Origin of the sequence: Fibrobacter sp. UWB11 (assembly GCF_900143015.1) — a bacterium.
Classification (GTDB): domain Bacteria; phylum Fibrobacterota; class Fibrobacteria; order Fibrobacterales; family Fibrobacteraceae; genus Fibrobacter.
In genome coordinates this window covers 56,961-81,611 of the sequence record NZ_FSRT01000002.1, presented here as the reverse complement: position 1 = coordinate 81,611, position 24,651 = coordinate 56,961, and the positions used below count along the sequence as shown (strand labels likewise).

Annotated in this window: 22 protein-coding genes; 15 read left to right on the top strand and 7 right to left on the bottom strand. The window is 45.1% G+C overall.

The window, feature by feature from the left end:
- Positions 1-32: 32 nt before the first annotated feature.
- From BUQ91_RS09020 to BUQ91_RS09005, 4 genes are all read right to left on the bottom strand, one after another.
- On the bottom strand, positions 33-716 hold the full coding sequence (locus BUQ91_RS09020; RefSeq protein ID WP_074209017.1) for a Crp/Fnr family transcriptional regulator: 684 nt from the start codon (positions 714-716) through the stop codon (positions 33-35).
- A 100-nt stretch (positions 717-816) separates the two neighbouring features.
- Entirely contained in the window at positions 817-1,125 is a 309-nt protein-coding gene (trxA, locus tag BUQ91_RS09015; protein WP_072827939.1) for a thioredoxin, read from the bottom strand.
- A 227-nt stretch (positions 1,126-1,352) separates the two neighbouring features.
- A complete protein-coding gene (locus tag BUQ91_RS09010; RefSeq protein WP_074209016.1) occupies positions 1,353-2,762 on the bottom strand; it encodes an endo-1,4-beta-xylanase in 1,410 nt (469 codons plus the stop codon).
- Positions 2,763-2,877: 115 nt separating this feature from the next.
- Positions 2,878-4,287, bottom strand: a complete 1,410-nt coding sequence (locus tag BUQ91_RS09005; protein ID WP_074209015.1) for an endo-1,4-beta-xylanase — start codon at positions 4,285-4,287, stop codon at positions 2,878-2,880.
- Positions 4,288-4,586: 299 nt separating this feature from the next.
- Between BUQ91_RS09005 and BUQ91_RS15550 the strand changes: the two genes are divergently transcribed.
- The 4 genes from BUQ91_RS15550 to BUQ91_RS08980 all read left to right on the top strand — a co-directional run bounded on the left by BUQ91_RS15550 (position 4,587) and on the right by BUQ91_RS08980 (position 9,691).
- Positions 4,587-5,639 carry a hypothetical protein gene (locus tag BUQ91_RS15550; RefSeq protein WP_139299726.1) on the top strand — a complete coding sequence of 351 codons (1,053 nt, stop codon included), beginning with the start codon at positions 4,587-4,589 and terminating at the stop codon, positions 5,637-5,639.
- Between the two features lie 81 nt (positions 5,640-5,720).
- Complete coding sequence (locus BUQ91_RS08990) at positions 5,721-6,533, top strand: hypothetical protein (protein ID WP_074209012.1); 813 nt, start codon at positions 5,721-5,723, stop codon at positions 6,531-6,533.
- Between the two features lie 27 nt (positions 6,534-6,560).
- Positions 6,561-8,798: a PEP/pyruvate-binding domain-containing protein gene (locus BUQ91_RS08985; RefSeq protein WP_074209011.1), complete on the top strand. Its 2,238-nt coding sequence runs from the start codon at positions 6,561-6,563 to the stop codon at positions 8,796-8,798.
- 11 nt (positions 8,799-8,809) lie between these two features.
- Positions 8,810-9,691 carry a hypothetical protein gene (locus BUQ91_RS08980; protein ID WP_074209010.1) on the top strand — a complete coding sequence of 294 codons (882 nt, stop codon included), beginning with the start codon at positions 8,810-8,812 and terminating at the stop codon, positions 9,689-9,691.
- On the opposite strand, the gene BUQ91_RS08975 is transcribed toward BUQ91_RS08980, so the two are convergent.
- Positions 9,688-10,209, bottom strand: coding sequence for a hypothetical protein (locus tag BUQ91_RS08975; RefSeq protein ID WP_074209009.1), 522 nt, complete (start codon positions 10,207-10,209; stop codon positions 9,688-9,690). The genes BUQ91_RS08980 and BUQ91_RS08975 overlap by 4 nt on opposite strands.
- Before the next feature lie 63 nt (positions 10,210-10,272).
- Between BUQ91_RS08975 and BUQ91_RS08970 the strand changes: the two genes are divergently transcribed.
- The 6 genes from BUQ91_RS08970 to BUQ91_RS08945 all read left to right on the top strand — a co-directional run bounded on the left by BUQ91_RS08970 (position 10,273) and on the right by BUQ91_RS08945 (position 18,759).
- Entirely contained in the window at positions 10,273-11,169 is an 897-nt protein-coding gene (locus tag BUQ91_RS08970; RefSeq protein ID WP_074209008.1) for a flavodoxin, read from the top strand.
- 103 nt (positions 11,170-11,272) lie between these two features.
- Complete coding sequence (locus BUQ91_RS08965; RefSeq protein WP_074209007.1) at positions 11,273-11,860, top strand: fibrobacter succinogenes major paralogous domain-containing protein; 588 nt, start codon at positions 11,273-11,275, stop codon at positions 11,858-11,860.
- A 146-nt stretch (positions 11,861-12,006) separates the two neighbouring features.
- Positions 12,007-14,850, top strand: a complete 2,844-nt coding sequence (locus BUQ91_RS08960) for a type I restriction endonuclease subunit R (RefSeq protein ID WP_074209006.1) — start codon at positions 12,007-12,009, stop codon at positions 14,848-14,850.
- Position 14,851: 1 nt separating this feature from the next.
- A complete protein-coding gene (locus BUQ91_RS08955; RefSeq protein ID WP_074209005.1) occupies positions 14,852-16,300 on the top strand; it encodes a type I restriction-modification system subunit M in 1,449 nt (482 codons plus the stop codon).
- 115 nt (positions 16,301-16,415) lie between these two features.
- Positions 16,416-17,306 (top strand): Abi family protein, encoded by an 891-nt coding sequence (locus BUQ91_RS08950; protein ID WP_074209004.1) that lies wholly within the window; start codon positions 16,416-16,418, stop codon positions 17,304-17,306.
- A 25-nt stretch (positions 17,307-17,331) separates the two neighbouring features.
- Entirely contained in the window at positions 17,332-18,759 is a 1,428-nt protein-coding gene (locus BUQ91_RS08945; protein ID WP_074209003.1) for a restriction endonuclease subunit S, read from the top strand.
- On the opposite strand, the gene BUQ91_RS08940 is transcribed toward BUQ91_RS08945, so the two are convergent.
- Complete coding sequence (locus BUQ91_RS08940; RefSeq protein WP_074209002.1) at positions 18,730-19,338, bottom strand: restriction endonuclease subunit S; 609 nt, start codon at positions 19,336-19,338, stop codon at positions 18,730-18,732. The genes BUQ91_RS08945 and BUQ91_RS08940 overlap by 30 nt on opposite strands.
- A 94-nt stretch (positions 19,339-19,432) precedes the next feature.
- Here BUQ91_RS08940 and BUQ91_RS08935 point away from each other — a divergent pair, with 94 nt between their 5' ends.
- Together BUQ91_RS08935 and BUQ91_RS08930 are read left to right on the top strand one after the other, a co-directional pair.
- Positions 19,433-20,482 carry an ORF6N domain-containing protein gene (locus tag BUQ91_RS08935; protein ID WP_083601217.1) on the top strand — a complete coding sequence of 350 codons (1,050 nt, stop codon included), beginning with the start codon at positions 19,433-19,435 and terminating at the stop codon, positions 20,480-20,482.
- Entirely contained in the window at positions 20,479-21,309 is an 831-nt protein-coding gene (locus BUQ91_RS08930) for a tyrosine-type recombinase/integrase (RefSeq protein ID WP_074209001.1), read from the top strand. The genes BUQ91_RS08935 and BUQ91_RS08930 overlap by 4 nt, the downstream gene beginning before the upstream one ends.
- A 91-nt stretch (positions 21,310-21,400) precedes the next feature.
- On the opposite strand, the gene BUQ91_RS08925 is transcribed toward BUQ91_RS08930, so the two are convergent.
- Entirely contained in the window at positions 21,401-22,618 is a 1,218-nt protein-coding gene (locus BUQ91_RS08925) for a TraB/GumN family protein (protein WP_074209000.1), read from the bottom strand.
- 146 nt (positions 22,619-22,764) lie between these two features.
- Between BUQ91_RS08925 and BUQ91_RS08920 the strand changes: the two genes are divergently transcribed.
- The 3 genes from BUQ91_RS08920 (at position 22,765) to cmk (ending at position 24,632) form a co-directional block, all read left to right on the top strand.
- On the top strand, positions 22,765-23,364 hold the full coding sequence (locus tag BUQ91_RS08920; protein ID WP_074208999.1) for a hypothetical protein: 600 nt from the start codon (positions 22,765-22,767) through the stop codon (positions 23,362-23,364).
- 75 nt (positions 23,365-23,439) lie between these two features.
- Positions 23,440-23,874, top strand: coding sequence for a hypothetical protein (locus BUQ91_RS08915; RefSeq protein ID WP_074208998.1), 435 nt, complete (start codon positions 23,440-23,442; stop codon positions 23,872-23,874).
- Positions 23,875-23,963: 89 nt separating this feature from the next.
- A complete protein-coding gene (cmk, locus tag BUQ91_RS08910) occupies positions 23,964-24,632 on the top strand; it encodes a (d)CMP kinase (protein ID WP_074208997.1) in 669 nt (222 codons plus the stop codon).
- Positions 24,633-24,651 lie beyond the last annotated feature (19 nt).

Below are 24,651 nucleotides of genomic sequence, written 5' to 3'. Positions count from 1 at the left end.
TTTGGAGTGGGCGGCAAAATAAAACTTAGTTTTTACAGCAGCTTTTTCAGCCCTTCGATGTTCTTGAGTACGATTTTCCCGCGCTGGATTTCGACAAACCCCTTGGCAGCAAAATCCTTGAGCATGCGGGCGACTACCTCACGGGCGGAATTCACGTCGCGGGCGATTTCTTCCTGCGTTTTTTTGATTTCGGGCTTGCCTGTGCTTTGGTAGGCTTCAATGAAGTAAGCGGCGAGGCGCTGGTCGAACTTTTTGAAGAGCATCTGCTGGATTGCCCAGATTGTCTGCGAATAACGTTCAGTCTCCTGTTCAAAGACGAATGAACGCACGTAGATGTTCTTTTCCATGAGCCGAGCTGTAACGGATGAAGGAATGACGAGTACGGTCGTATCTTCTTCGGCTGAAACGTTCGCTTCAAATGTCAGCTGGTGAATGACGCACGAAGCAGTTGAAACGCAAAATTCACCTGCATGGGCGCGGTAGAGTGTAATTTCGCGGCCTTCATCAGAAATGAGGCTGATGCGGACCCCTCCCTTGAGGATGAGGATAATCCCGAGGCATGCGGAACGGTCGCTTGTTATGATTTGGTCCTTGTTGAAACTCTTTGTCAAGGCACGTTGCGAAACGAGCGCCTTCTCTTCGGAAGAAAGGTTTGCCCAAAATGGAATTTTTGAAAGAATTTGACTGATTGGCGTTGCGTTGTGTCCTGTGCTCATAAAATGCTCCCTCTTGTAATATATAAAAGTTGGCTGTTTCTTAAAGCGAAGAGCCCCGCGCAGCTTTTGCTGGCGGGGGTTATGGGTAGAGGAGAATAGATTAAAGCATTTTCAAGATTTGGTCTTTCGGGCGGACGCCGACAGAGGAGTTGACGACTTTCCCTTCCTTGATGACTAGGAGAGTCGGAATGCTCGATACATGGAACATGCTTGCGAGTTCCTCTTCTTCGTCGACGTTCACTTTTCCGACCTTGATGCTGTCCTTGCATTCCTCCGCAATTTCTGCGATGGTCGGCGAAAGCATGCGGCACGGACCGCACCACGGCGCCCAGAAATCAATCAGAACGGGCTTGTCGGACTTGAGGACTTCTTGTTCAAAGTTGTCTTTGGTGATGTGTAATTCTGCCATTGTTTTACCTTTCCTTTTTTTTATTTTAAACTCTTTTCTTTACACCTATATTTTAGATAATTCCAAGGCTTTAATCTGTGACTAGGTTACATTAACGAAAAAATTTTTTTGAGCCGGAAATTTGCAGAAAATAGGCTAAAAACGCAAAAAAGGCCGCAATTTATTTGCGACCTGTTGATTTTTTTTCTTGGAGAATCTCAACTCCAATAGAAACTTTCAATTTTTTTCTACTTGATTGCTATTCTTTTGACGATGCTTGAAAAACCGTTATTTATGCGAATGACGTAAAGTCCTTCGGCGATTGTGGAAAGGTCCGCGCGACCGTTTTTACACTTTGTGCTGAACATGGGGCGCCCCTGCATATCGAATATATCGATTTTTGCGCTAGTCGCTGCAGTTGCTCCTGTTATGAATAACGTACGACCGGTGATGTGCATTGAAATGTTGTTTGCAACTAAGCTCGGCTTGATTGCGATTGTGGAATCTCCGCAGTTCTCTGTTCCGCAATCTTTCGGTGGATTGAGGATCTTTTCTGAATATGGTGTTTTAACTTCGGAAGCGGGGTGTGCCTTGAGGCTTGCCATGACGCTATCGTATGCGGGCTTCGGCTTGTATTGCTTGTCATAAAGAAGCCCTTCGGTCTTGCCTTGTTGATCATCGAGCCAGCTGTGAGCATCGGTCAATCCCCAGATCACGAATTCGCCCATGTTTGGTTCTTCGAGGAACACGTCCATGAATTGGCGGTACAAGTGCCCTTGCTTGGCGTAGTCCGCTTTGGTGAGGTTGCCTGCCGAACCCTTCGGGAATCCGATGTCGAGTTCGGTGATGTTCAAAGTCACGTTGAGTTCTGCGAGTGCTTTTGCCAAAGCGCGCACATTTTGCGGAGTCGTTTCGTGGGCGATTTCAATGTGGGTTTGTGTGCCCACGCAAGTGATAGGAATGTTGTTTGCTTTCCAACGCTTGACCTGTTCTACGACAAAGCTTGCCTTGGAACCTTCGCGCAAGCCCCATTCAAGGGAATAGTCGTTGTAGCAAAGTTCTGCATCTGGATCAGCTTCGTGCGCCCAGACAAATGCAGAATCCAAAAATTCTGCACCGATGCCTTCGTACCAAACGGAATTTGTAGAACGCCAATCGGCATTGTAGTCGTCATTGACGGCTTCGTTCACTACGTCCCATTCGGCAACTTTGCCTTTCCAGTGGCCGACGACTTTTGTGATGTGGTTCTTGAGTACGGCCAGTAACTTTTCTTTTTGACCGCTGTAGTTATTCACCCAGTTTGCCACTTGGCTGTGCCAGGCGAGGGCGTGGCCGCGAACACGCAATCCATTTGCCTGTGCGTATTTGACCATCTTGTCGCCCTTTTCGAAGTTGAATTCGTCTTCTTTGGGCTCGGTGGCGTCGAATTTCATTTCGTTTTCGGCGACGACCACGTTGAATTGCGTTTTGTGGATTTCTTCGAATTCCGGTTCAATCGCATCGTTGAACCATTCGCTGTTCAAAATGGTGCCGATAAAGCGACCGCGTTCCTTAGCGAGTTGTCGAATGGTTTCGTCAGCAGCGTTGGCGTTCATAAAGCCAGCGCCAATAATTGCGGCACCTAGTGCAATACGTGACAAAGAATGATTCTTTCTCATTTTATTCCTCTTAAACCCATTTGCACCAACCCGAAAGATACATAAAACGCTTGCGAAAGTCAAATGAAAAGGGACCAGGAAAAATCCTAGTCCCTAGTTAATTAAGAGGTGAAATCTATTTTATGGAAATCCGTTTGGTTAAATTCGAGAATCCGCTTTGCACTCGTACCACGTAAAGGCCTTCGGCTATTGAGGTAAGGTCAAAAACGCCCTTGTTGTTTTCGGCGCTGAAAATCGGGCGGCCTTGCATGTCGAATACGTCAATCTTTGCGGTCTTGGAACCCGTCACGAACAGCGTGCGACCTACAAGTTGCATAGAGATACCGCTCGGCGTGATGAACGGCTTGATGGATTCGATGCTATCTTTTTTAGTTGTATCCTTTGCTGTTGTATCTTTTTTGGTCGTGTCCGTAGCTACAGTATCCTTCTTGGTGGTGTCCTTGGGCGGTTCGAATGTCTGGAGTCTCACCATAATGCTGTCGAATGCGGGCTTCGGTTTTAAGTTGTCGTCATAGATAAGGCCTTTTTGTCTGTTCAGGCCGCCAAGCCAGCTCCATTTATCGGAAACGCCCCAAATCAAGTAGGTGTCTGCATTCGGTTCTTCGAGGATAATATCAAGGTATTGACGGAATGTTTGTCCCTGACGTTCAAGATCGCTCTTGCTGACATTGATGCCGCTCTTGAAGCCGATATCAAGTTCGGTGATTTTCAGCTTGACATTGAGTTTTGCAAGTTCTTTAGCGAGGGAGCGGAGGCTGTCCGGTGAGCCGATAAAGTGCTTGTCGGTGGTGGTGTCTTCCACGTGGGTCTGGGAGCCCACGCAATGGATGGGAATGCCGTTTTTGACCCAACGCTTCACTTGTTCCAGCAAGAAGCCCGCTTTGGCTTTCGGATTGACGCCTTGTTCGAGGTTGTAATCGTTATAGCAGAGTTCTGCATCAGGGTCAACGGCGTGCGTCCACACGAATGCGGAGTCGATGAATTCCGGACCGATGCCCTGGTACCAGACGGATTGGGAGCGCCACATCGGTTCGTTGTTGCTGATGGCTTCGTTCACCACGTCCCATTCGGCAACTTTGCCTTTCCAGTGCCCGACCACGTTTTGGATGTGGTTCTTGAGCACCTTGAGCAGTTTCTGCTTGTCGTTCCTGTAGTTGTTCACCCAGCCCGGAACTTGGCTGTGCCAGGCGAGGGCGTGGCCGCGGACGCGCATTCCATTTTGCTGGGCGTACTTGACCATCTTGTCGCCGTTGCCGTAGTTGAATCGGCCTTCCTGCGGCTCGGTCGCGTCGAATTTCATTTCGTTTTCGGCGACGACGATGTTAAATTGGGATTTGTGGATTTGTTCGTAATTGCCGGGAAGGCCTCCGCCAAACCACTGTGAGTTCAGAATGGCTCCGATATAGATGTTGTTTTTATCTGCAAGGGATCTGAGGGTTTCATCTGCGGCGAAGGCGTTTGTTAGGCCGGCGCCAAGAAGGGTTGTGCTTAACACAAGACCCGCTAATGCGTGAGTCTTTCTCATCTTTGGTACTCCTTTAACCCTAATCCTAGTTTATAACCCGTATAGAAAATAAATAAAAAGAGACGCAAAAGATGTAAACAAAAATATGCGTGCGCGTGTGGGATAAATTAATGGAACGAGAGGTGTGGAATAGTAATCGTCTATATGCTACAAATGTAGCATATAGACTTATTTTGTGTTTTTAATTAATAAAAATGGCTAAATTTTAATAAAAATTGATATTTTGTTGCATAAACGTATTGACTAGATTTCGTGGAGGTAGTATATTTAGGATTGTAAAAATGGTTGAGGATATGTTTATGAAACGAATGGTATTGCCTTTGGGTGTGTTGCTTTTCGTTATCGCATGCGGTGATGATTCTTCTAGCGCAAATTATCAATGGGCGGAAAATTGCTCGAGTTCGAGCGAAGATGTTCAAGAGTCTTCGAGTTCTCGCAATGACGTGAAAAGTTCATCGAGTTCGAATTCCGAGAAATCTTCAAGTTCATCCCGTCGTTCCGGGCCCGATCCGGAATCTTCAAGTAGCATGGATTCTATCAGCTCTTCGAGCTTCCAGAATGACAAATCATCATCGAGTGCAATAAGTTCTTCCTCATTGATTGCTTCGAGTTCCTCGAGTTCTCGTAATGACTTGAGCAGTTCATCGCATAACGTCATCCTGAGCTCTAGCGAAGGATCCAGTAGCAGTTCATCGAACGATGCGGTTTCATCGTCGAGCGTGATTAGCTCTTCATCTTCATGGATTGCTTCGAGCTCATCGAGCTCTCGCAATGACGTAAGCAGCTCTTCTAGTGAAATCCCTACAGATCCTTCGAAAATTTTCGAAATGCGAGTCCCGAAACGGGATGCTTACACATGCGAGGCAAAAGGAGATTGGGGAGACGGCGTTTTTACAGAAACATATTCGCAGAATGATTTTGTATGCACATACGATTACGATGGCGAAAAAGGATTCTTGTATGTGCAGTTGTCGCCTACTTCTTGTTCTTTCGGATTTTCCTTAACGCCCAATTATGACGTTGATAAAGCGGAACTTTATGTTAATGGAAAATTTGTGGATATATCGGATGTTAAATATGAATGGGGTGGAAATCATCACGTGCAAAAGTTGTGGTTTACATATAAAGGTAAGGTATTCCGTTATGGACAATCATCGTTGGGCTGGGGAGGGCGTCCTTGTCAAGGAATGGACTGCTTAAATGTCTTTGAATCAGATAAAAAAACTTATGTTGTGAATGGTTGTGATGAACAGCGTTCTATTCCTATCGTTTGTAGAGGGGTAAATGCGGAAAATCCAGTTTTTGACTTTACTGACACGTTTAAGGTTTGCGACGGGGATTCGCGAAATTGAGAAAAAATTAAAACTTATCGTGTTTTGGTTGTTTTTAGAATGAACTGGAGCGTTTAGGCTTTTACGAGGTATATTATTACTATGAAATACTGTAATTTGTTGTTCGGTTGTATTGCTGTTCTCGTTATCGCTTGCGGTGATGATTCTTCCAGCGCAAATTATCAATGGGCGGAAAATTGCTCGAGCTCGAGCGAAGATGTTCAAGAATCTTCGAGTTCTCGCAATGACGTGAAAAGTTCTTCAAGCGTAGCTGCTTCATCATCCTCGACCGAGCCTTCCTCAAGTTCATCTGCAAAAAGATTGTCGGGAGAAGTCTCTGGCGATCCGCTGCAAATTTTCAAAACGAGGGTCCCGAAAAAAGCGGTTTATCACTGCGACTTAACGCAAGAAATAGGTGGCTTCGAAGGCGATTTCGACCAGAAAGATTGGATTTGCTCTTTTAAGTATGCGGGTATGGAAGGCTATGTTTATGTGCAATCTTCGCCTACGGGGTGCACTTCGCATTGGGGCTTTTACCCTGATATTGGGGTCGATTCGGCCGTGTTCTATGTCAACGGAAAGTATGAAACGCTGAATGACGTGACTTATGATTGGGGCGGAAATCACCATAACGATTCGTTCCGCTTTAGCTATGACGGCAAAGTATTTGAATATTCCCGTTCTTCAATAAATGGTTTTGCTTTTCGTCCTTGCCAAGAAATGGATTGTCTCAAAGTTTATGAGGCCGATGGTACAACGCTTATAGAAGACGGTTGCAATTTTAATAGTGATGATTTAAGCAAAGTTCGGCAACTGCCGATTGTGTGCCGTTTTTCTAATTTAGAAGATGGCTCGTTTGGTGATTTTACCGACAATTTTGAACTTTGTCCGGGCGATAGTCGTTTGTCTAATTAATGTAGAATAGTTTGTTAGGAGATTAGAATGCGTTTGGGTCGTTTTGCTTATGTTCAATTCTTGCTTGCGTCGCTGATGGCTGCGTTATTGGCGTGTAGCGATGACAATCCTGCACTCGTTCTTCCTTGTGATGAACAATCTGGAGAATGTGGCGATGCAATTTCTAGTTCTTCCCGTCAATCCGGCCCCGACCCGGAATCTTCTAGCGATTCTCCGCTCCCTATTTTTATCCAGAATGATGATGAATATACCGGTTTTTACAAAGAAGACGGTTATGAGGCCTTCCGCAAATTATCGTATACGTCCAAAACAGAAATGGGCGCAAGCTATTTGGTAAAAATACTTATTAGCGATTTTGGTACGGATTCTGCCGAAGTTCATTTTATGAACTCGAAGAAGTTCTTTTATCATTATGATTTTGCGGAAATGGTGTTGGGTGAAACTCGCTCGCTTGCTGTTTTCAATCAGGAAACTTATTTCAGTGCGGAGAAAAATACTGTCGCTGGAACGCTTGCGTATTACGCCTCTGTGGATTCCATGATTGCATTGACGTTTTTCCCGACGGATTATATTACGCCTGTGCAAGTCGCTGCGGTTTATAGGCTAGTTCAAGATCGCTTGCTTTTCCTCAATTCAAAAGGTGCAAAGAACCGGCTGTTCTATATGCCGGCGGGCTCGACCGCTGAGAGGGCTGCTGCAGAATACGCCAACGAATTTAAAAAAGCGGACATTCTCGTCTTTACGCATGCGGAACTGTTTGGCGATATTCCGTATCAGATTATGAATACGGGAACGGCTTACGGGACGCTCCGCAAGCTCACCGCAGCAGAACTCGACACGGCAATAGTCTCTTCGCATGACATTCTGATTCTCGAAACGCTCCCGGCCGAAATTCCGCTGGTTGCGGCGACTATCAGCAAGGACGCGCAGACTCCGCTTTCGCATGTGAATCTTGCCGCTCAAGCACGCAAGACGCCAAACATAGCCTTTAACGGGAACGAACTCCCCGATAGTTTGCTTGCACTTTGCGGAAAGTTGGTGAAACTCGATGTCAAGGCGAACTCCTACACGGTGGGCGAAACTTCGCTTGAAGAAGCTCAAGCATTCTGGAATAAGAATGTGCGAAACCCGATAAAATTGACGTATGATTTGTCTGATTCGGGATTCATCGATTTTGCAAATCTCAATTTCAAGTCGTCAAAATCGGTGGGCGTGAAGGCCGCAAATCTTGCTGAACTCCACAAACTGCTGCCCGAAAATACTCCTGATGGTTTTGCTGTGCCGTTCTATCATTACAGCCATTTTATGGATTACGCTCAAGTCACGGAAGAACTGTGCGGATGCTCTTTTGAAGACTGCGGAAAAGAAGGCCGTTCGTCTGAAATTTGTACGCAAGTGAAGAATGCGTGCATAAGCACCCTTCGGCAAGCGCAGAGTGCTGTATCTAGGGATGCAGAGCCTGCTGTGGCTCCGCGAGCGTCTCTCCGTGGTTACATCACAAACATTATCGCTCGTGATGATTTTAAGACCGATACGCGCCTCCGCGAAGCGATGCTCGACAATGTCCGTTACATGTTCAAGCATATTCCCGTAGATAAAACTTTTGGCGAATCTCTCGATGCTAAAGTTCGCACGCTCTACGGCGAAGCAGGTGTGCGTCTGCGTTCCAGTACAAATTCCGAGGATTTGGAAGACTTCAACGGCGCAGGGCTTTACAAGTCTGTCAAGGCGACGGCGCGCGAAAAGGATTTGCCGTCTGATGAAATTCGCAAGGTCTGGGCTTCTGTGTGGAGTTTTAAGGTGTTCGAGGAACGGACTCTTTGGAACATCGACCACATGTCGGTGCAGATGGCTGTCGCAGTTCATGAAGCCTATCCGGACGAAGTGGCGAATGGGGTCATCATTACACAGAACATCGCGGACTATTCTGTGGCGGGTATTTACGCAAACATTCAAGTGGGCGAAACGTCAATTACAAACCCCGAGGGCGGCGAACTCCCAGAAATTATTTCGATAATTCCGTCCCCGCCACCGGCTCGTGGTGTGCAGAGTGTCTTGTTGCAACATTCTTCGCTGAGTCCAGATTCGCTGATTCTCACCGATGGCGAAATTTACCAGCTATATCAATTTGTGCAGAAAATTCAGAACTACTTTGCGAATTTGTACAATGTGTACTCTGATGCTTTAGCTCTTGATATAGAATTTAAGGTCATGGGGGAGGATCGCAAATTGATTTTTAAACAGGTTCGTCCGTATATTTTTTAAGAGGTGTAGACATGAATTTGTATAAAATATTGCCAATTTGCTCATTGCTTTTTATTGCTTGCTCTGATGAAAATTCCGATAGTATATTTAATGTGGAATCTGAAAATTTAACAAGTTCCTCATTGGTTGTCATTCCCGCCTCGAGCGGGAATCTCCTTTCCAGTTCCTCCCGTCATTCCGTGCCTGACCCGGAATCTTCCAGTTCCTCTTGGATTGCTTCGAGCTCTTCGAACTCTCGCAATGACGTGAGCAGTTCATCAAGCGTTGCTACCCCTTCTAGTTCTGCGATTCTTGCAGTGTCCTCGTCTTCTGCGACTGTTGCCGTGTCGTCCAGCAGCGAAACGCTCGCGGACCCGACGAAACTTTTCGATACCCGCGTTCCAAATCAGGAAGCTCTTTTCTGTATGGACAGCACTGCATATACGGTGTTTAAAAGATATGTTGAAGAAAAAGATCTCATTTGTAGCTTTAAGTATGATGGCGAAGAAGGCTTTGTGTATGTGCAGAGTAATCCGGCAAAATGCATCGGAAGCGAGCTAACCCCTGTATATGATGTTTATAAGGCGGAATTTTTTGTCAACGGTTCCAAACAAGAAATTACGGATGTGAAATACTACGGTGGCGGATCGCATGGAACTTATTCAATCAGGTTTACATACAAAGGCAAAGTTTTTGATTACGGTTATTCTACGATGGGCATGGGCGGTCGCCCTTGCCAAGATGTCGATTGTATGAACGTCTATGAAGCTGACGGAAAAACTCTTGTCCATAATGGATGCGTTAATAGAGAACGCTCGCTTCCGGTAGTCTGCCGCCATGCTAAAAAAGACGGAACTTTTACCAGTTTCGAAGATACTTACCACATTTGCGAATATGATATTTTTGGGGATTAACTCTCGCTCTGTTTTGCGTTGAATTTTTGCCTTTTAAAGTACAAAATTTTCGCCATTACAGCCAAAATAATAACGTATGGCAGCATCAGAACAACTCCGAGAAATCCGCCGCCCACAAGTATTATAAAAGAACCTATGGCAAAAATGGGGATAAATGGAGTCAGCAGAATATAGAATGCCTTTGTATCGCTAGATGTGAAGAAAAGGTAATTGTAGCTGAGAATGCAGGTCCCTGACAAAAAGAGTATGATTATAGATAAAAAAATGAAAAATATAAGAAGGTCATCCCCGGTGGAGTGTGTTGGTTCATCGAAGAGGAATGGAATGAGCAATAATAAGGGGAGGGATGAAGATACGATTGTGGCTATTTTGAATCTTTTTGCGGCTTTGCTGGCTTGAGTAAATAAGTCTTTATTTTGCGGTAGCTCGGATGCTTGCCGCTCTTTTTTTGTTATTGCCCATCCGAAAATAAATACGAACAGTGCAAAAATGAAAAATAGGACGATTATAAATTCCATGGGACTCCTTCATTTTAAAAATAAATATCTTTTCATTGAAAAAAGTTTAATTTGGAGGTGATTATGTCCCGTTCCTTGAAATTTGTTCTCGCTATGTCGGCGGTATTTGCCGCATCGGCGATGTTCTCCGCTTGCAACAAGCAAGAAGTTGCACAGTCCAAAACCCAGCCTGCGCTAGTTGCGGAAAGCGCTCCGCAACAGTCCAAGTCCGTCGTGGTTTATTTCTCGCAGACGGGTGCCACCAAAAAGCTGGCACAGATTTTCAAGGAAGCCCGCAATGCCGATGAATTTGAACTCCAGCTTGTAAAGCCGTTCCCTTCGACTTACGATAGCACGATTGCCGAAGTCCGTGCCGAACGCGAAAGCAAGCAGTGGCCCGCTCTCGTAAATGCGAAACTCGACGTTGACAAGTACGATACCGTGTTCCTCGGTTATCCGATTATGTTCGGGACATTTACGACTCCGATTTACACGTTCCTCGAAGCGAACGATTTGAGCGGAAAGGTCGTGGTGCCCTTCTGCACTTATGGTAGCGGCGGTCGCAAGGCAAGTGCAAACGAACTCAAAACGCTTGAACCGAATGCTAACGTGACACTCGCTTATGGAATTTCTAACAAGCGAATCAATGCCGAAGGCGGTGTCGAAACTGCTAAGGCCGAAGTTGCGGCGTTCTTTGCAAATCTTGAAACGGGCAAGACCGAAGAAATGCTCATGGGCGGATTCTCGGAACAGCGTCCGCTTACGGCAGAAGATTCTGCCGCATTTGCCGAAGGCACGAAGGATTATGCGTATTTGAATTTGAAACCGCTCAGCGTTTCTTCGCAAGTGGTTGCTGGCATGAACTACATCTTTGTTTGCGAAATGAAGGCTTTCGGTGGCCCTGCGGAACAGGCGAATGTGAAAATCTTCAAGCCGCTTCCAGGCCGTGGCGAAACTCAACTCATCGGCGTAGAAAAGTAAATTAGTCATGCCCGTCCCGGAACAAGTCCGGGATGACAGGCGGGCATCTCTCATAACGTCATTGCGAGCGTAGCGAAGCAATCTATACAATCAAAATTTCACAATGAACTATCTATCATCTGCTCTTGTAATAGCTCTCGTTGCGTCCAACGCATCTTTTGCTGCCCCCAAAGCAAAAAAGCAGGAACTCAAAGACCCGCGTGATAAACAAAAGTACCGCCTTGTCAAAATTGCCGATCGCACTTGGATGGCGGATAACTTAAACTTTAAAACTCCGGGCAGTACTTGCTATCGCGAAGACGAAGATAATTGCATGGTCTACGGTCGCCTCTACACATGGAATGCGGCAAAGTCTGCGTGCCCAGCCGGGTTTCGCTTGCCTACAAACGAAGACTTTGAAAGCTTGTGGAAAGCCGCTGGCGGCGATTTCAATGCCGGTTATTTGATCAAGGCAAATTACGGTTGGTCCGGCGAGACGAACGGAAACGATACGTTCAAGTTTAGCGCCATGCCGGCGGGCAACATGTTCGATGACGGAACATACGGCAATGAAAACAAGTTCGCGTTCTTCTGGAGTGCAAACGTAGAAGGGAACGATGCATCGGTGTGGTATCTTTCCTCAAAGTCCATGGGTTTTAGCTACATGATGAAACCGAAAACGTTCGGGTTCTCGGTGAGATGTGTGCAGTAAGCGGATAGCTTCAGATTCTATCTTGCATAATCCTCGTCGTTAGGCGGGGATCTGTTTTTTAATGTCATCCTCGCTTTTTTGTCATGCCCGCGTAGGCGGGCTTCTCCTATTTTTAGAAAATAAGTTATTTTAGGGTTTAGAAATTCATGGATGAATTAAAGCCCGAAGAACAAGCTCGTGTTTTGATAGATGAAATGCTCGCCGCAGCCGGCTGGGCAGTTGTTCCTCGTTCTGAGTATATGGATGTTCCGCATGCACAGGCGGTTACCGAGGCGCTGACCAAAGGGAATAATAGAGCTGATTATCAACTTTATCTGGACGGCAGAGCGATTGGCGTCTTGGAAGCGAAACGTTTGGGCAAGAATTTGGGGGCATGTGTTGCGGAACAAGTGGCAAAGTATTCTGTTGGAACCCTTCCATGGAATCAGGCCTGGGCTAATCCGTTGCCATTCCTTTTCATGTGTGATGGCGACAAGTTGTTTTTCCGTAATACGCTAGACCCGACAAGTAAATTTGAACCTATCAAAAAATTGTTCACTCCAAAGCAACTCGTAAAACTGGCGCGTGAACATAATCTTAAGATTGATAGCGAATTTGCGGCACTTCCGGTGTTACCTCCTGTGGGACCAAACGGTTTGCGCCTTTGTCAGCGTGATGCGATTGCAGCCGTAGAACTCGCTTTTAAATTTGGTGAACGCCGTGTTTTGCTGGATATTGCTACAGGTGCAGGCAAGACTTTCACGGCATGTATGATGTGCTATCGTCAATTGAATTACATGCATGCAGAAGGGATTCTTTACTTGGTGGATCGCACCAACTTGGGCGTGCAGACCGAAGGGGAATTTGGCACCTTCCGACTTACTGAAAATGGCGAAGCTTTTAACAAAATTTACGATGTGCTTCGTCCACGCCATTTTAATGCAGATGATCCCGACGATATGCGGAGACTTTCCAAGGCAAACGTCTGCATTTGTACAATCCAGCGGTTGTTCTCGATATTGAAAGGCGAGCCCGACAATGATGATTCTATCGATGAAGCCGAGGAAGAAGAAACGTTCTTTGCAGAAGAGAATGATGATGGGCCCGAAGTGGAATTGGGTAATGATTTAAAGTTGTCTCAGGACTTTTTCGACACGATTATTGTGGACGAATGTCATCGTTCCATTTATAGTCGTTGGGGAAAGGTTCTGAAATATTTTAATAAAGCCCGTATTATTGGTCTTACGGCGACTCCTACTCCTCAAGCTTATGCATTTTTCAATAACGTAAATAAGGCCACTTATAGATATTCGAGAGAACAATCTTATATCGATGGTATTAACGTTCCTCCGCGTATTTATCGCATCAAGACGGAAGTTACCGAAGGTGGTGGCTTAATAAGTGAAGGCGATAAAGTTACCGAGGTTACGAAAAAGACTGGCAAGACAAAAGCCAAAGTTCAAACAACATCTTCGGTTTATACAAGTACGGAACTTGACCGTAGCGTGGTGAACCCAACGCAGATTGAAAAAGTTATAACTGAATTCCGCGATGTGGTCTTTGAAAGGCTTTTCCCGAATCGCATTCCTGAAAATGGTGAGCCTGATTATCGCTATATTCCTAAGACGCTTTTCTTTGCGAAGAACCGTCAGCATGCACTAAACATTATAGAAACCATCAAACGTGTCTTTGCAGAAAAATTCCCTGAAGGCCATGTGCCTGATGGTTTTGTGCAAGAGATTACTTGTTCTGTTGAAAAGCCAAATGACCGTATTAGGGCTTTTAATAACGACAAAAATTTTAGAATCGCCGTGACGGTAACGCTTGTATCAACGGGTACCGACGTAAAACCATTGGAAGTAGTCGCGTTTATGCGTGATGTCCATTCTGATGTCCTCTATACGCAGATGGTTGGGCGCGGTTGCCGTAGTATGAGTGATGATCTGTTGCGTACTGTAACTCCAAACGCAGACACAAAGGCAAATTTTGTTCTTTTGGATGCAGTAGGTGTTGCTCAAAGCGAAAAGAGAATGCCAAAGGCTTGCGAAAATTCTTCTGACAAGAAACCTCTTAAATTGAGCGATCTTTTAGAACGAATTTCTCATGGAGAAGTCAGTGACGCGAACTTAGAACTGCTTGCTGAAAAATGTTCAACTATTTACAATCGCACAAACGATGAACATAATACTGAGTTCCGTGAAATTGCGGGCTTTACGTTGCGTGATTTTTCGTTGACGATTTTTGATGCTTTTGAAAAGAACTTGTTGCCTGAATATACCGATATAAACGAGCCGAATTTGGAACGTCGAAAATTGGTGTCGCCGCTTATTAACAATAATAATGCGCGCGTAAAATTGTCGGAACTTCATGCGGGCTATTTGTCTATCTTGAATCCTGGTGAAGACCGTGTTATTTATTCAGAGTTTTTAGAAGAGGATGCCTTAAAGCATACTTCTGCATTTGAGAAGTACATCCACGATCACGCCGATGAAATTGAGGCGTTGCGCATTATCTATCACGACGAATCACAGAGCATTACTAATGCGATGCTTTGTGACTTGCAACAGAAACTCCTTGTCGAAAGTAAAATGTTCCGTGTCCCGCTTCTGTGGGATTATTACCGTGTGTCCGCTTCAGAGAACCATAAGATGGTAATCCCGCTTAAGGGCAAAAATGAAATAGAGTCCATTACCAATTTGATTCAGCTTGTGCGTTATGCGCTTGGTCGTACAGAAACGCTCCAGTCAATTCAGGGTATTGCTGCTAAGCGATTCGGACTTTATGTTGGCCAGCAAATGGGCGATACTCCGCGTAATTTTACACCCGCACAGGTTGAAGTCCTTCGAAAAGTGGCACAGTATGTTGCCCAAAATGGATGTACTAGTCGCAAAGACCTTTTTGAATTTGACCAAACATTGGCCGTTCAGACCATAAACATTTACTCACCAGCAAAAGCAGATAAAGAATTGGATTATCTTTCCAAATTCTTGCTACAGATAAAGGCTGCATAACATGCCCAAGAAAATAACTCCCTCCGCTACGCAAGGCGGAAAGAACGAACAATCTCTTGTCAAGAAAGTATGGAATATGGCTGACGTTCTTTCGTCGGCAGGCGTAGGTTTTACAGATTATATAACGCAGCTCACCTATCTCTTGTTCTTGAAAATGGACAGTGAAAAGGTCGAAATGATTGGCGTTGAAAGCGCACTCCCCAAGGGATGTGAATGGAAAGATTTGCTTGCCGTCCAGATGAAAGGAACTGACCTTGTCGATAAATACAATTCCATTCTGGAAAAGTTAAGTAAGCAAACGGGACTTATCGGCACTATTTTTGTGGATGCTCAAAACAAGGTGAATACTCCTGTTTATTTGAGTAAGCTTGTGTCCATGGTGGACGATGAAACTTGGCTTTTAGAAGGTGATCTTAAGGGCGCCATCTACGAAAATATTCTTGAAAAGAATGGTCAAGATAAAAAAAGCGGTGCGGGGCAGTACTTTACTCCGCGCCCGTTGATTCAGGCGATTGTTGATTGTGTTCAGCCTAAGATAACCGAATCCGTTTGCGATCCTGCTTGTGGAACGGGAGGATTTTTGCTAGCTGCGCACGACTACATGTCGGCTCAGACGAATGAAAAGGCGAAGCTCAAGAAATTGAACAATGAGCTCCTTTGTGGAAACGACAATACATCGCTGGTGGTGACGCTTGCATCTATGAATATGTATCTTCATGGAATTGGCGTAGATTCTACCCCCATTCACAAAGCTGATTCTCTTGAAAATGCTCCAGAAAAACTTGTAGATGTGGTTTTGGCGAATCCGCCGTTTGGAACGCGTCCGGCGGGAAGTGTGGATATTAGTGCAAAACGCTCTGATTTTTATATAACCACGACCAACAATCAGTTGAATTTTTTGCAGCATATCATGCTTTTGCTTAAAAATGGTGGCCGTGCAGGTGTGGTGCTCCCGGACAATGTGCTTTTTGATGCTGCCGGAGAACCGCTCCGCAAACGACTTCTCAAGGATTTTAATTTGCATACCATTTTGCGTTTGCCTACGGGTATCTTTTATGCAAATGGGGTCAAGACGAATGTGCTGTTTTTTGAGAAGGGAAGTGAAACTAAGGAAACTTGGTTCTATGATTATCGTACGGGTGTAAAGCACACGCAGGCGACAAAACCTTTGAAGCGTAGCGACTTGGATGACTTTGTGACTTGTTATACGGCAACAAAGCGCAAAGAAACTTGGAGCGAAGAAAACCCGACCGGGCGTTGGCGCAAGTATGATGTCAAGGAACTTCTGGCCCGCGACAAGACGAGCCTCGACATAACTTGGATTAAGGACAAGGACGATATCGAAGACGTAACGCTTGCCGACCTTTTGGCAAACATCAAGGACGAAGCGAAGGAAATTGCCGCCCACTCCGAAAAACTCGCCAAGATGCTCAAGGGAATCGACGGATGATTCTTTTGATGTTTCTTGACATTTCTTGAGAAAATGAGTATATTTTTAACAGCGAACCCCGGAAGCCTCTTAACAATGCTCAAATGTCCGGGGTGTTTTTGTATCCAGAGGTGAAATGAAGTACTTAAAGCCGTCATTATCTTATGAACAGCAAGCCGATAGATTAATAGAAAGGGGGCTTGTTGCAGAGAAGGCGTCTTTAGTTGATATTTTATCCAATATCAGTTATTATCATTTTAGTGCTTACTTGTTCCCGTTCAAGCAAGATAATTCTGATTGTCTAAAGCCAGGAACGTCGTTGGATCAGATTTATCGCCGTTATCGTTTTGACCGTCGTTTGAGATGTCTGATTATGGACGCACTGGAACGTGTTGAAACGGCGCTCAAGGCAAAAGTGGTAACCGTCTTTACGCAAAAGTACGGTCCCTTCGGTTATTTGGATAAGGCCAATTACAATAACTTTTGTGATGCTGATTTTCAGAAATTGATGGCGACAATTGATGCGGAGGTAAATCGGCATATCAAAAGTAAAGAGCAGTTTGTTACCCATTATTTGGATAAGTACGACGAACCAAATTTGCCTTTTTGGATGGTCGCTGAGTTGCTGACATTTGGGAACATCTTGACGATATATCGTAAAATGCATCGCCCAATACAACAGGAAATTGCATCTGAATTTGGAGTGCCCGTTGTTATTATGGAATCTTGGTTGTTGACCTTGAATCACGTTCGTAATATCTGTGCGCACCATGCTAGATTATGGAATCGTCGTCTTGGCATTCGCCCGCAAATTCCAACAGTGAAAAAGCATCCGGAATGGGCGAAAATTTCAAACGACAAGCCATTTGTTGTTTTGATGATATTGAGCCAGATGCTAAAGAAGTGCGCTCCGAAAACAGAATGGCGAACACGCATAGAAACGCTGATGGCTGAATATTCGGATTTGCCGTTTGAATGCATAGGTTTTCTTGCCGATTGGAAAACTCACAATTTATGGAAATGTTGATTTATTGTTATTATCAAGAATAAGAATGAACACGAAACTCCTGAAGCAAAAAATCCTTGACCTCGCCATTCGCGGAAAGCTCACGCAACAACTCAAAAGTGACGGCAATACCGCCGACCTGTTGAAAGAAATTTCCTCTGCATGTCATCCTGAGCGGAGCGCCAAGGGCGCGAAGTCGAAGGATCTCAAGCAAATTATCCCTCTCGACAAAAGCGAAGCCCCCTTTGAAATTCCCGAGAATTGGGAATGGGTGAGACTGGGTGATGTTTGCGAATTAATTTCTGGACAGGATTTTCCTCCAGAAAAATACAATGCAGAAAAAAAAGGATTGCCTTATATTACTGGAGCGAGTAATTTTGTTAATAATCATGTGATATTGAATAGATGGACTGAATATCCTTCGGTAATTGCGCAAAAAGGTGATATCTTGCTTGTGTGTAAAGGATCTGGTTATGGTAATTATGTTTACGCTGATTTTGAAAAAGCACATATTGCCAGACAAATTATGGCGATTAGAATAAGTGATAAAACATTGAATGCTTATGTGTATAATTTTCTTGGTTCGCAATATGAGCGCCTAAAATTTCAGGGTAATGGACTTGTTCCTGGCATTGCTCGAAGTGTTGTTTTAGACTTGACTGTGCCACTCCCGCCCTTAGCGGAACAACAACGTATTGTCGCAAAAATTGAAGAAGCCTTCGCCGAAATCGATGCCATCGAAAAGAACAAGGAACTCCTCAAAACCCATATCAAGCAAACCCGCCAAAAAATCCTTGACCTCGCCATCCACGGAAAACTCGTTCCACAAAACAAATCCGACGAACCCGCCAGCGTTTTGCTAGAACGAATAACACGTGATAACCCCCATTATGAGAAGATAGAGGACGAACCTTTCGAAATACCCGAAAATTGGTATTGGGTTGCTTTGGGTAGTCTTTCTTCTTTAATTACAAAAGGAACAACTCCACGCGGGGGAAATGTCGCTTATATAGACAACGGTGTCGGTTTTATTCGCGCAGAAAACATTCCTGGAATGCTAAAAATTAATTCCTCGAATATGAAATTTATAGATTCCGCAACCCATCAAGGTTTTCTCGCGCGATCTATTATTAAAGAAGGGGATATACTTATTACAATTGCAGGTTCGTTAGGACGAACAGCTATCGTTCATAAATCAGATTTGCCACTTAATACAAACCAAGCCATTTCCATTGTCCGTCTTTATTTAAAAAAAGATGATTTCTTAAAATATGTGGTATACGCTCTTAATTCGTCTTTTATACAAGAGTTGTTATTAAACCAAACAAAAGTTACATCTATTCCAAACCTCACTCTTGAAATAATTCAACGGTGTCAAATTCCATTACCACCACTTAATGAGCAATCTCGGATTGTCGCAAAGATTGAAGAGTTGTTTTCTACACTAGACCAAATGGAGAGAAATCTCGTCTAACGACTTAAAGATTTCATCAATCTTATCCACGATTCTTTTCTGCTCTGCCAACGGCGGGAAAGGAATTGTATATCCTTGCGCAACAGATATTGTTATCGTATCCACCGTTGTTCCGTTGGAATTGGCGAACATTTGTTTTTGCAAGTAATTACTAGAAAAAAGCATTTTTAAATATTTTGATGAAATGTCTGCATGTTTTTTCTTTAAACAAATAACACTTGCGTCTTTGTAATAAAAACAATCGTCTTTGTTCACAATATATGTTTTTCCGATAGTCCCCACTGCTGACATCAATATATCACCCGTTTGAGGAACACCATATAAATCTTTCAGTGATTCATACAATTCTTTGGTTATGAACAAATCGTCTTTTACAATTTCACCATTGGCTAACTGAGCGATTTCTCTAGCACGATAAAAGGGTATTCCTGTTTCTTTCCAATCTTCCTTTAGAACTCGCTTTGCAGACGAAATTGTACATATATTCCCCAACTTTACCCACTCCCAGGAATCAGGGATTTCAAAGGGAATATCGGTCAACTTCTCATAATGGGGGTTATGCCTCACATTTTTTTTCAATAAAAATCTCCAAACCTCTTGACAAATTTTCAAAATAGTGTATATTTGTGCAGTAATCTGTTTTTTTTGCGTTGTAAACGGAGTGAGGTAGTATATGAGCAAGCAAGAAGCACCGGCATTAACCGCATCAAAAGCAGTCGGCAAAAACGATTTCTCCCTGATAGACGAAAATTTCCTGAAATCCAGAATCTACACGATTCGTGGTCTCAAGGTGATGTTGGATTCCGACTTGGCGGAAATTTATGGGTATGACAAAAAGGTTTTTAACCAGCAGGTCAAAAATAATATTGAAAAGTTTGACGATGATTTTCGGTTTCAGCTTGACCGCAATGAACTTGCAAATCTTATATCCCTGCATCCGGCATCAGACTTGAAGTCAAAATTTTTGACTTCAAGTTGGGGCGGCTTGCGAAAAATGCCGTTTGCCTTTACCGAACAGGGTATTTATATGCTCATGACGGTCCTCAAGGGGGAACAGGCTATAGCTCAAAGCAAGGCTCTGATTCGCCTTTTCAAGCAGATGAAGGACTACATTGTTTCCGAGAACATGCAGTTGCTCAACGTGGGCAATAGTCCGCAAATTTCCTCTTATATGGTTCAAAATACAAGGGAAGTTGCAGAAATTCGTGGAGAACTTGCCGAAACCCGCACGGATGTTTTTGCAATGAAGTCTGATTTGCAAAAGGTTATGGAAAACTTCATTGATCCTTCGATGTTTAAGCACTTCTTGATTTTGAACGGACAGAAACTTGAAGCCGATGTTGCGTACGCGCAAATTTATGGTATGGCAAAGAAGTCGGTGGTCATTATCGACAATTATGTGGATGTCAAGACTTTAGATTTACTGCGGAATGTCGCCAAGGGTATTGTCATTACGATTTTCAGTGATCAATATGGAAGAACCCGGTTGACCGAGAACATGCTGGCTGATTTTAGGGCCGCGCGCCCAGATGTTGTGCTTGAAGATCCGAAAACAGCCGGAAATATATTTCATGACCGCTATATACTGCTTGATTTTGGTTCAAAGAACGAAAAAATATTCCACTGCGGAGCATCTTCCAAAGATGCCGGGAACAAGATTACGTCTATTGTTCAGTTGGATGATGTTTCGATTTACCATGCCGTGTTTGAGAACTTGTTATGATCTGCTCCGTTTTCTACCTTGCAGAAAGACCTTCGTTTTACCAGTATCTGGAAGGGCAGAACCTTGCTGTCAATACGATGGATTCGTATTGCTGGACAGCGGACTTCTTCAAGTCGCATTTCGGACGGTTCGGTCGTAAGTCGCTGGCTGATTATAAGAGTTTTCTTTTAGAAAATTACAAACCCAAAACTGTTAATTTGCGAATTCAGGGCATCAACAAGTATTTGGATTTTGCAGGCAAATCGAAGTTACGGATCAAGAATGTCAAGGTTCAGCAAAAAAGTTTTCTGGAAAATGTCATTAGCGATGCCGATTACAAATTTTTGAAAACTAGTCTATTGCAAGATGGTCAGACTAAGTGGTATTTTGTCGTGTGGTTTCTATCGGCGACGGGAGCCCGTGTAGGGGAACTTGTGAAACTCAAAGTGGAGCATGTCGAGTGCGGATTTTTTGACATCTACGGAAAAGGTGGAAAGTTGCGTCGGCTCTACATTCCTGAGACTTTGCAAAAAGAAGCTTTGAAATGGCTTGCGAAGGATGGACGGTCGAGTGGATACCTTTTCTTGAATCGTTTTGGCAAGCAGATTACCCCGCGGGGGATTGCCTCGCAACTGAAAACGTTCGCAAAGAAATATGGCCTAGATGAAGCCGTCATTTATCCACATTCGTTTCGCCACCGGTTTGCTAAGAACTTTCTGGAAAAACGAAACGACATCGCTTTGCTTGCTGACCTTATGGGGCACGAACATATCGAAACTACACGTATATATTTGCGCCAGACTGCAAGTGAACAACGTGAAGTTGTGAATAAGGTGGTGACGTGGTAAATTTATACAAACTAAAAAAGTCCGCGTTTTCTAGCGGACTTTTTGTACAAATTTCCTAATCCCTAAAACCTAATTCCTGACGCCTACTAAACTAGAACGCCTGATAAATCTTGAGTATGGCGAGAATCTTTCCGATGATGGCCGGAATGCCTGGGCACAAGAAGCAGAGGATGACTCTCGTCACGCGGTTCTTCCACCAGCGCTTGACCTGCCAAATGTCGTCTGTTAGTGTTTCCATTTCGGAGACGCGCGGCGGTCGTACGTAAACCTGCGTCAGTGCTGTAAAGAATCCGACGCCGATAAGCGGTGTAAGCCCCGTAAACGGAGCCATGACCAGCGCCACAAGTACGGTCAACGGATGGCCACCTGCGATGATTGCACCGAGCATGGCGCCACCGCCAGTCAGCATGGCCCACTGCAGGCTCAACTGTCCGGCCTTCTCGATTCCTGCGAAATAGCCAACGAGCACGATGCTTGCGATAATTGCGAGCGTGATGGTCCAACCGATGATCTTCCAGATGGCCGTTCCCTTCGGGATGACAGAAATGGATTCCTCGCTCGGCAGTTCCTTGTCTTCTTCGATGATGCTTGCGATGCCGCGCATGTGCCCTGCGCCCACAACAGCCACGACCTTGTCGCCTGGAGCGTTCTTGATTTTGCTTGCGAGGAACTGGTCGCGTTCGTCGATGAGCACTTGCTTAACTTCGGGGAACGTCTTTCCGAACTCCTGCATCATGGAGTTGAGGGCGTCCTTCTCCTTGATTCTCTGGAGTTCTTCTTCGCTAATCTCGGTTTTGTCGAAAATGCTTGCGAATAGCCCGCCGAGCAAGTTGAACTTACGGTACCACGGAGTGCAGGCCCAGGTTCGTTTGAGCGTGATCTTGATATCGCGGTCCGCGAGCACGATGGGAATATTTTTTTCGTTTGCAACGTCGACCGCTTCCTTCAGTTCGGAACCCGGTTTGACTCCTGTCTGTGCGCCCATGCGCTTTTGGTAAGAGCCGAGAACAAGGTTTGCAATGAGGGTGGCGAGTTGCTTTTTGCGGATGACGTCTCTCAGGTCTGTATTCTTCCAACGGTTCGGGTCTTGGATGGACTTGAGACGGCCTTCGTCGAGTTCCACGCAGACGGTGTCCGGGGATTCGGTTTCGATGGTTTCATGAACAAGATCTTTGGATACTTGCGAAATGTGGGCGGTCCCGACGAGGACGATTTCTCTGTTGTCTTTGGTGTGGATACGGTAAACGTCGGACTTATCACCCGTTACGGTTTTATTGATTTCTTCAGACTGAGAATTGACTTCATTCATACGGTAGAGGTAATGTAGAAAAAGATAGGGGGATAAATCGCAAAATGCCGAATTTGGGTACATTTTAAGTAAAAAACGGAACAACTTAAAAAAAATGTGAGAAATATGTGTATATTTTGATAGGATTTTTTTCGGAGGAGTACCCCATGAAAAAATTATTAGTTCTTTTGTCTGCAATGAGTTTGTTCCTTTTGGGTTGCGCTGGCACCCCGCAGGAAGATAATGGCGAGGCTTTGGATAATGCCCTCGTGTCGTTTACCTCTAGTGTCCAGAGCTCTCGCTGGCAAGAAGCTCTTAACTATGTGACTCCGGACGAAGCACGCCTGATTGGCACTTCGGACGGCTATGAATTTTTGCCGGAATACCAGACTGCAGCAAGCCGTCTTCCGCTTTCTACACTCCGCAAGGCCGGACTTAGCGTCGATAGCGATGGCCGTCTCGTGGGTATCAAGGCTGTGATGGACGAAACCAACGAACGCTACAAGGTTTCTGAAGATCAGGCTAAGGTCGGTACGAACCTGAAGCAGATGGAAGACGATCGCATCAAGCGCCGTCTTGAAGAAGGTCAGAAGATTCTTCAGGAAGAAGAAGCTACTGCTCACCAGGAACAGCAGGTCGAAGTTCTCACCAACCGCCTTACCGACGACGAAAAGCGTAAGTATGGCAGCACCGGTGAACTCCTCGCTCCGGAAGCAACCCGTGACGATGGCACGACCGAAGAAACCTACAATGGTTCTTACAGGTAATCGAATCGTCTGAGTTCAATTTTTGTAGATTATAATCCCTCGACATGTTCGAGGGATTTTTTTTAGGAGTGCCCCATGAAAAGATTCTCTGCTCTTCCGTTTTTGCTGATTGCCCTTGCTCTTGTGGCTTGTGGTGGGGATTGGAGTGTTGGCCCTAATGACGGTGGCGCCTCAATCAACAGAAGTTACCGTTACTATTATGGGGTTGACTGTCGTTATGATTCCTTTGGCTCTTACGACTGTACCGATTATTACTCCTTGTCTCCGTCTGTGGGGGCGCGTTTGCAGGTGACTCGCGATGGTTATGTAACTCTTTGCGTCGATGGTGAATGCTCGTATTACGATCCGGGTGAGTACGATGTGGGTTATGATCATGGGGATCGCTATTATGATTTTGTAGGGGACGATGTAAGGATGACTATCTATGAAGATGGCTCCGAGCTCGTCTATATTGATAGTTACGAGGGCAGAGCTTACTACTATTACCGAGATTACGACTACTACTATTAAAAAAGGGGCAAATAAGGGGCTTTTTCGCTTACATTTACTGTCAACGGCCTTCTGCCTACTGCCTACTTTTTCTATCTTATGCCCCACTCATGAGTAATTCTGAACAATTCGTTATTGCCCTTGATGGGGGTTCTGGCACTGGCAAGAGTACCACTGCAAAGATTATTGCAAAGAAATTGGGCATTACCTACCTCGACACAGGTGCGATGTACCGCGCCGTGACGCTTGCCGCTCTCGATGCTGGCCTTGCTGCTGAAGAAGGCCCGGCAATGGACGAATTGCTCTCTAACCTCACGCTCGGGTTCGATTCCGAAAACCACATCCTCATTAACGGTGTCTGCCGCGAATCTGAAATCCGTGGCATGCGCGTATCGAGCAATGTGAGCATCTACTGCGCCCTCCCGTCGGTCCGCGCCGCGATGACCAAGCAGCAGCGCGAAATCGGCAAGAAGCAGAGCTGCATTCTGGATGGCCGCGATATCGGAACGGTCGTTTTCCCCGACGCGAAGTACAAGTTTTTCATGGTGACGGACGTGAAGGTCCGCGCCGAACGCCGCTACAAGGAACTCCTTGAAAAAGGCGAAAAAGTTACCCTCGAAGAAGTCCTTAACAATTTGGTCGAACGCGACCGCCTGGACTCCTCTCGTGCGACCGCCCCGTTAAAGAAGGCGGACGATGCTATTGAAATTGACACTACACACATCTCAATCGAACAACAGGTTCAAAAGATTCTCGACTACGTAGGTGTAGTGGCGTAGCCTGAATCCTTTGTTACCA

Bases quoted from the DNA above. Each gene is read 5' to 3' on its own strand.
- BUQ91_RS09005 (WP_074209015.1), bottom strand. From the start codon at position 4,287: ATGAGAAAGACTCACGCATTAGCGGGTCTTGTGTTAAGCACAACCCTT.
- cmk (WP_074208997.1), top strand. From the start codon at position 23,964: ATGAGTAATTCTGAACAATTCGTTATTGCCCTTGATGGGGGTTCTGGC.
- BUQ91_RS08960 (WP_074209006.1), top strand. From the start codon at position 12,007: ATGGATGAATTAAAGCCCGAAGAACAAGCTCGTGTTTTGATAGATGAA.
- BUQ91_RS08935 (WP_083601217.1), top strand. From the start codon at position 19,433: ATGAGCAAGCAAGAAGCACCGGCATTAACCGCATCAAAAGCAGTCGGC.
- BUQ91_RS08925 (WP_074209000.1), bottom strand. From the start codon at position 22,618: ATGAATGAAGTCAATTCTCAGTCTGAAGAAATCAATAAAACCGTAACG.
- BUQ91_RS08985 (WP_074209011.1), top strand. From the start codon at position 6,561: ATGCGTTTGGGTCGTTTTGCTTATGTTCAATTCTTGCTTGCGTCGCTG.
- BUQ91_RS08980 (WP_074209010.1), top strand. From the start codon at position 8,810: ATGAATTTGTATAAAATATTGCCAATTTGCTCATTGCTTTTTATTGCT.
- BUQ91_RS09010 (WP_074209016.1), bottom strand. From the start codon at position 2,762: ATGAGAAAGAATCATTCTTTGTCACGTATTGCACTAGGTGCCGCAATT.
- BUQ91_RS08990 (WP_074209012.1), top strand. From the start codon at position 5,721: ATGAAATACTGTAATTTGTTGTTCGGTTGTATTGCTGTTCTCGTTATC.
- BUQ91_RS08970 (WP_074209008.1), top strand. From the start codon at position 10,273: ATGTCCCGTTCCTTGAAATTTGTTCTCGCTATGTCGGCGGTATTTGCC.
- BUQ91_RS08945 (WP_074209003.1), top strand. From the start codon at position 17,332: ATGAACACGAAACTCCTGAAGCAAAAAATCCTTGACCTCGCCATTCGC.
- BUQ91_RS08950 (WP_074209004.1), top strand. From the start codon at position 16,416: ATGAAGTACTTAAAGCCGTCATTATCTTATGAACAGCAAGCCGATAGA.
- BUQ91_RS08965 (WP_074209007.1), top strand. From the start codon at position 11,273: ATGAACTATCTATCATCTGCTCTTGTAATAGCTCTCGTTGCGTCCAAC.
- BUQ91_RS08930 (WP_074209001.1), top strand. From the start codon at position 20,479: ATGATCTGCTCCGTTTTCTACCTTGCAGAAAGACCTTCGTTTTACCAG.
- BUQ91_RS08955 (WP_074209005.1), top strand. From the start codon at position 14,852: ATGCCCAAGAAAATAACTCCCTCCGCTACGCAAGGCGGAAAGAACGAA.
- BUQ91_RS08915 (WP_074208998.1), top strand. From the start codon at position 23,440: ATGAAAAGATTCTCTGCTCTTCCGTTTTTGCTGATTGCCCTTGCTCTT.
- BUQ91_RS09020 (WP_074209017.1), bottom strand. From the start codon at position 716: ATGAGCACAGGACACAACGCAACGCCAATCAGTCAAATTCTTTCAAAA.
- trxA (WP_072827939.1), bottom strand. From the start codon at position 1,125: ATGGCAGAATTACACATCACCAAAGACAACTTTGAACAAGAAGTCCTC.
- BUQ91_RS08975 (WP_074209009.1), bottom strand. From the start codon at position 10,209: ATGGAATTTATAATCGTCCTATTTTTCATTTTTGCACTGTTCGTATTT.
- BUQ91_RS15550 (WP_139299726.1), top strand. From the start codon at position 4,587: ATGAAACGAATGGTATTGCCTTTGGGTGTGTTGCTTTTCGTTATCGCA.
- BUQ91_RS08920 (WP_074208999.1), top strand. From the start codon at position 22,765: ATGAAAAAATTATTAGTTCTTTTGTCTGCAATGAGTTTGTTCCTTTTG.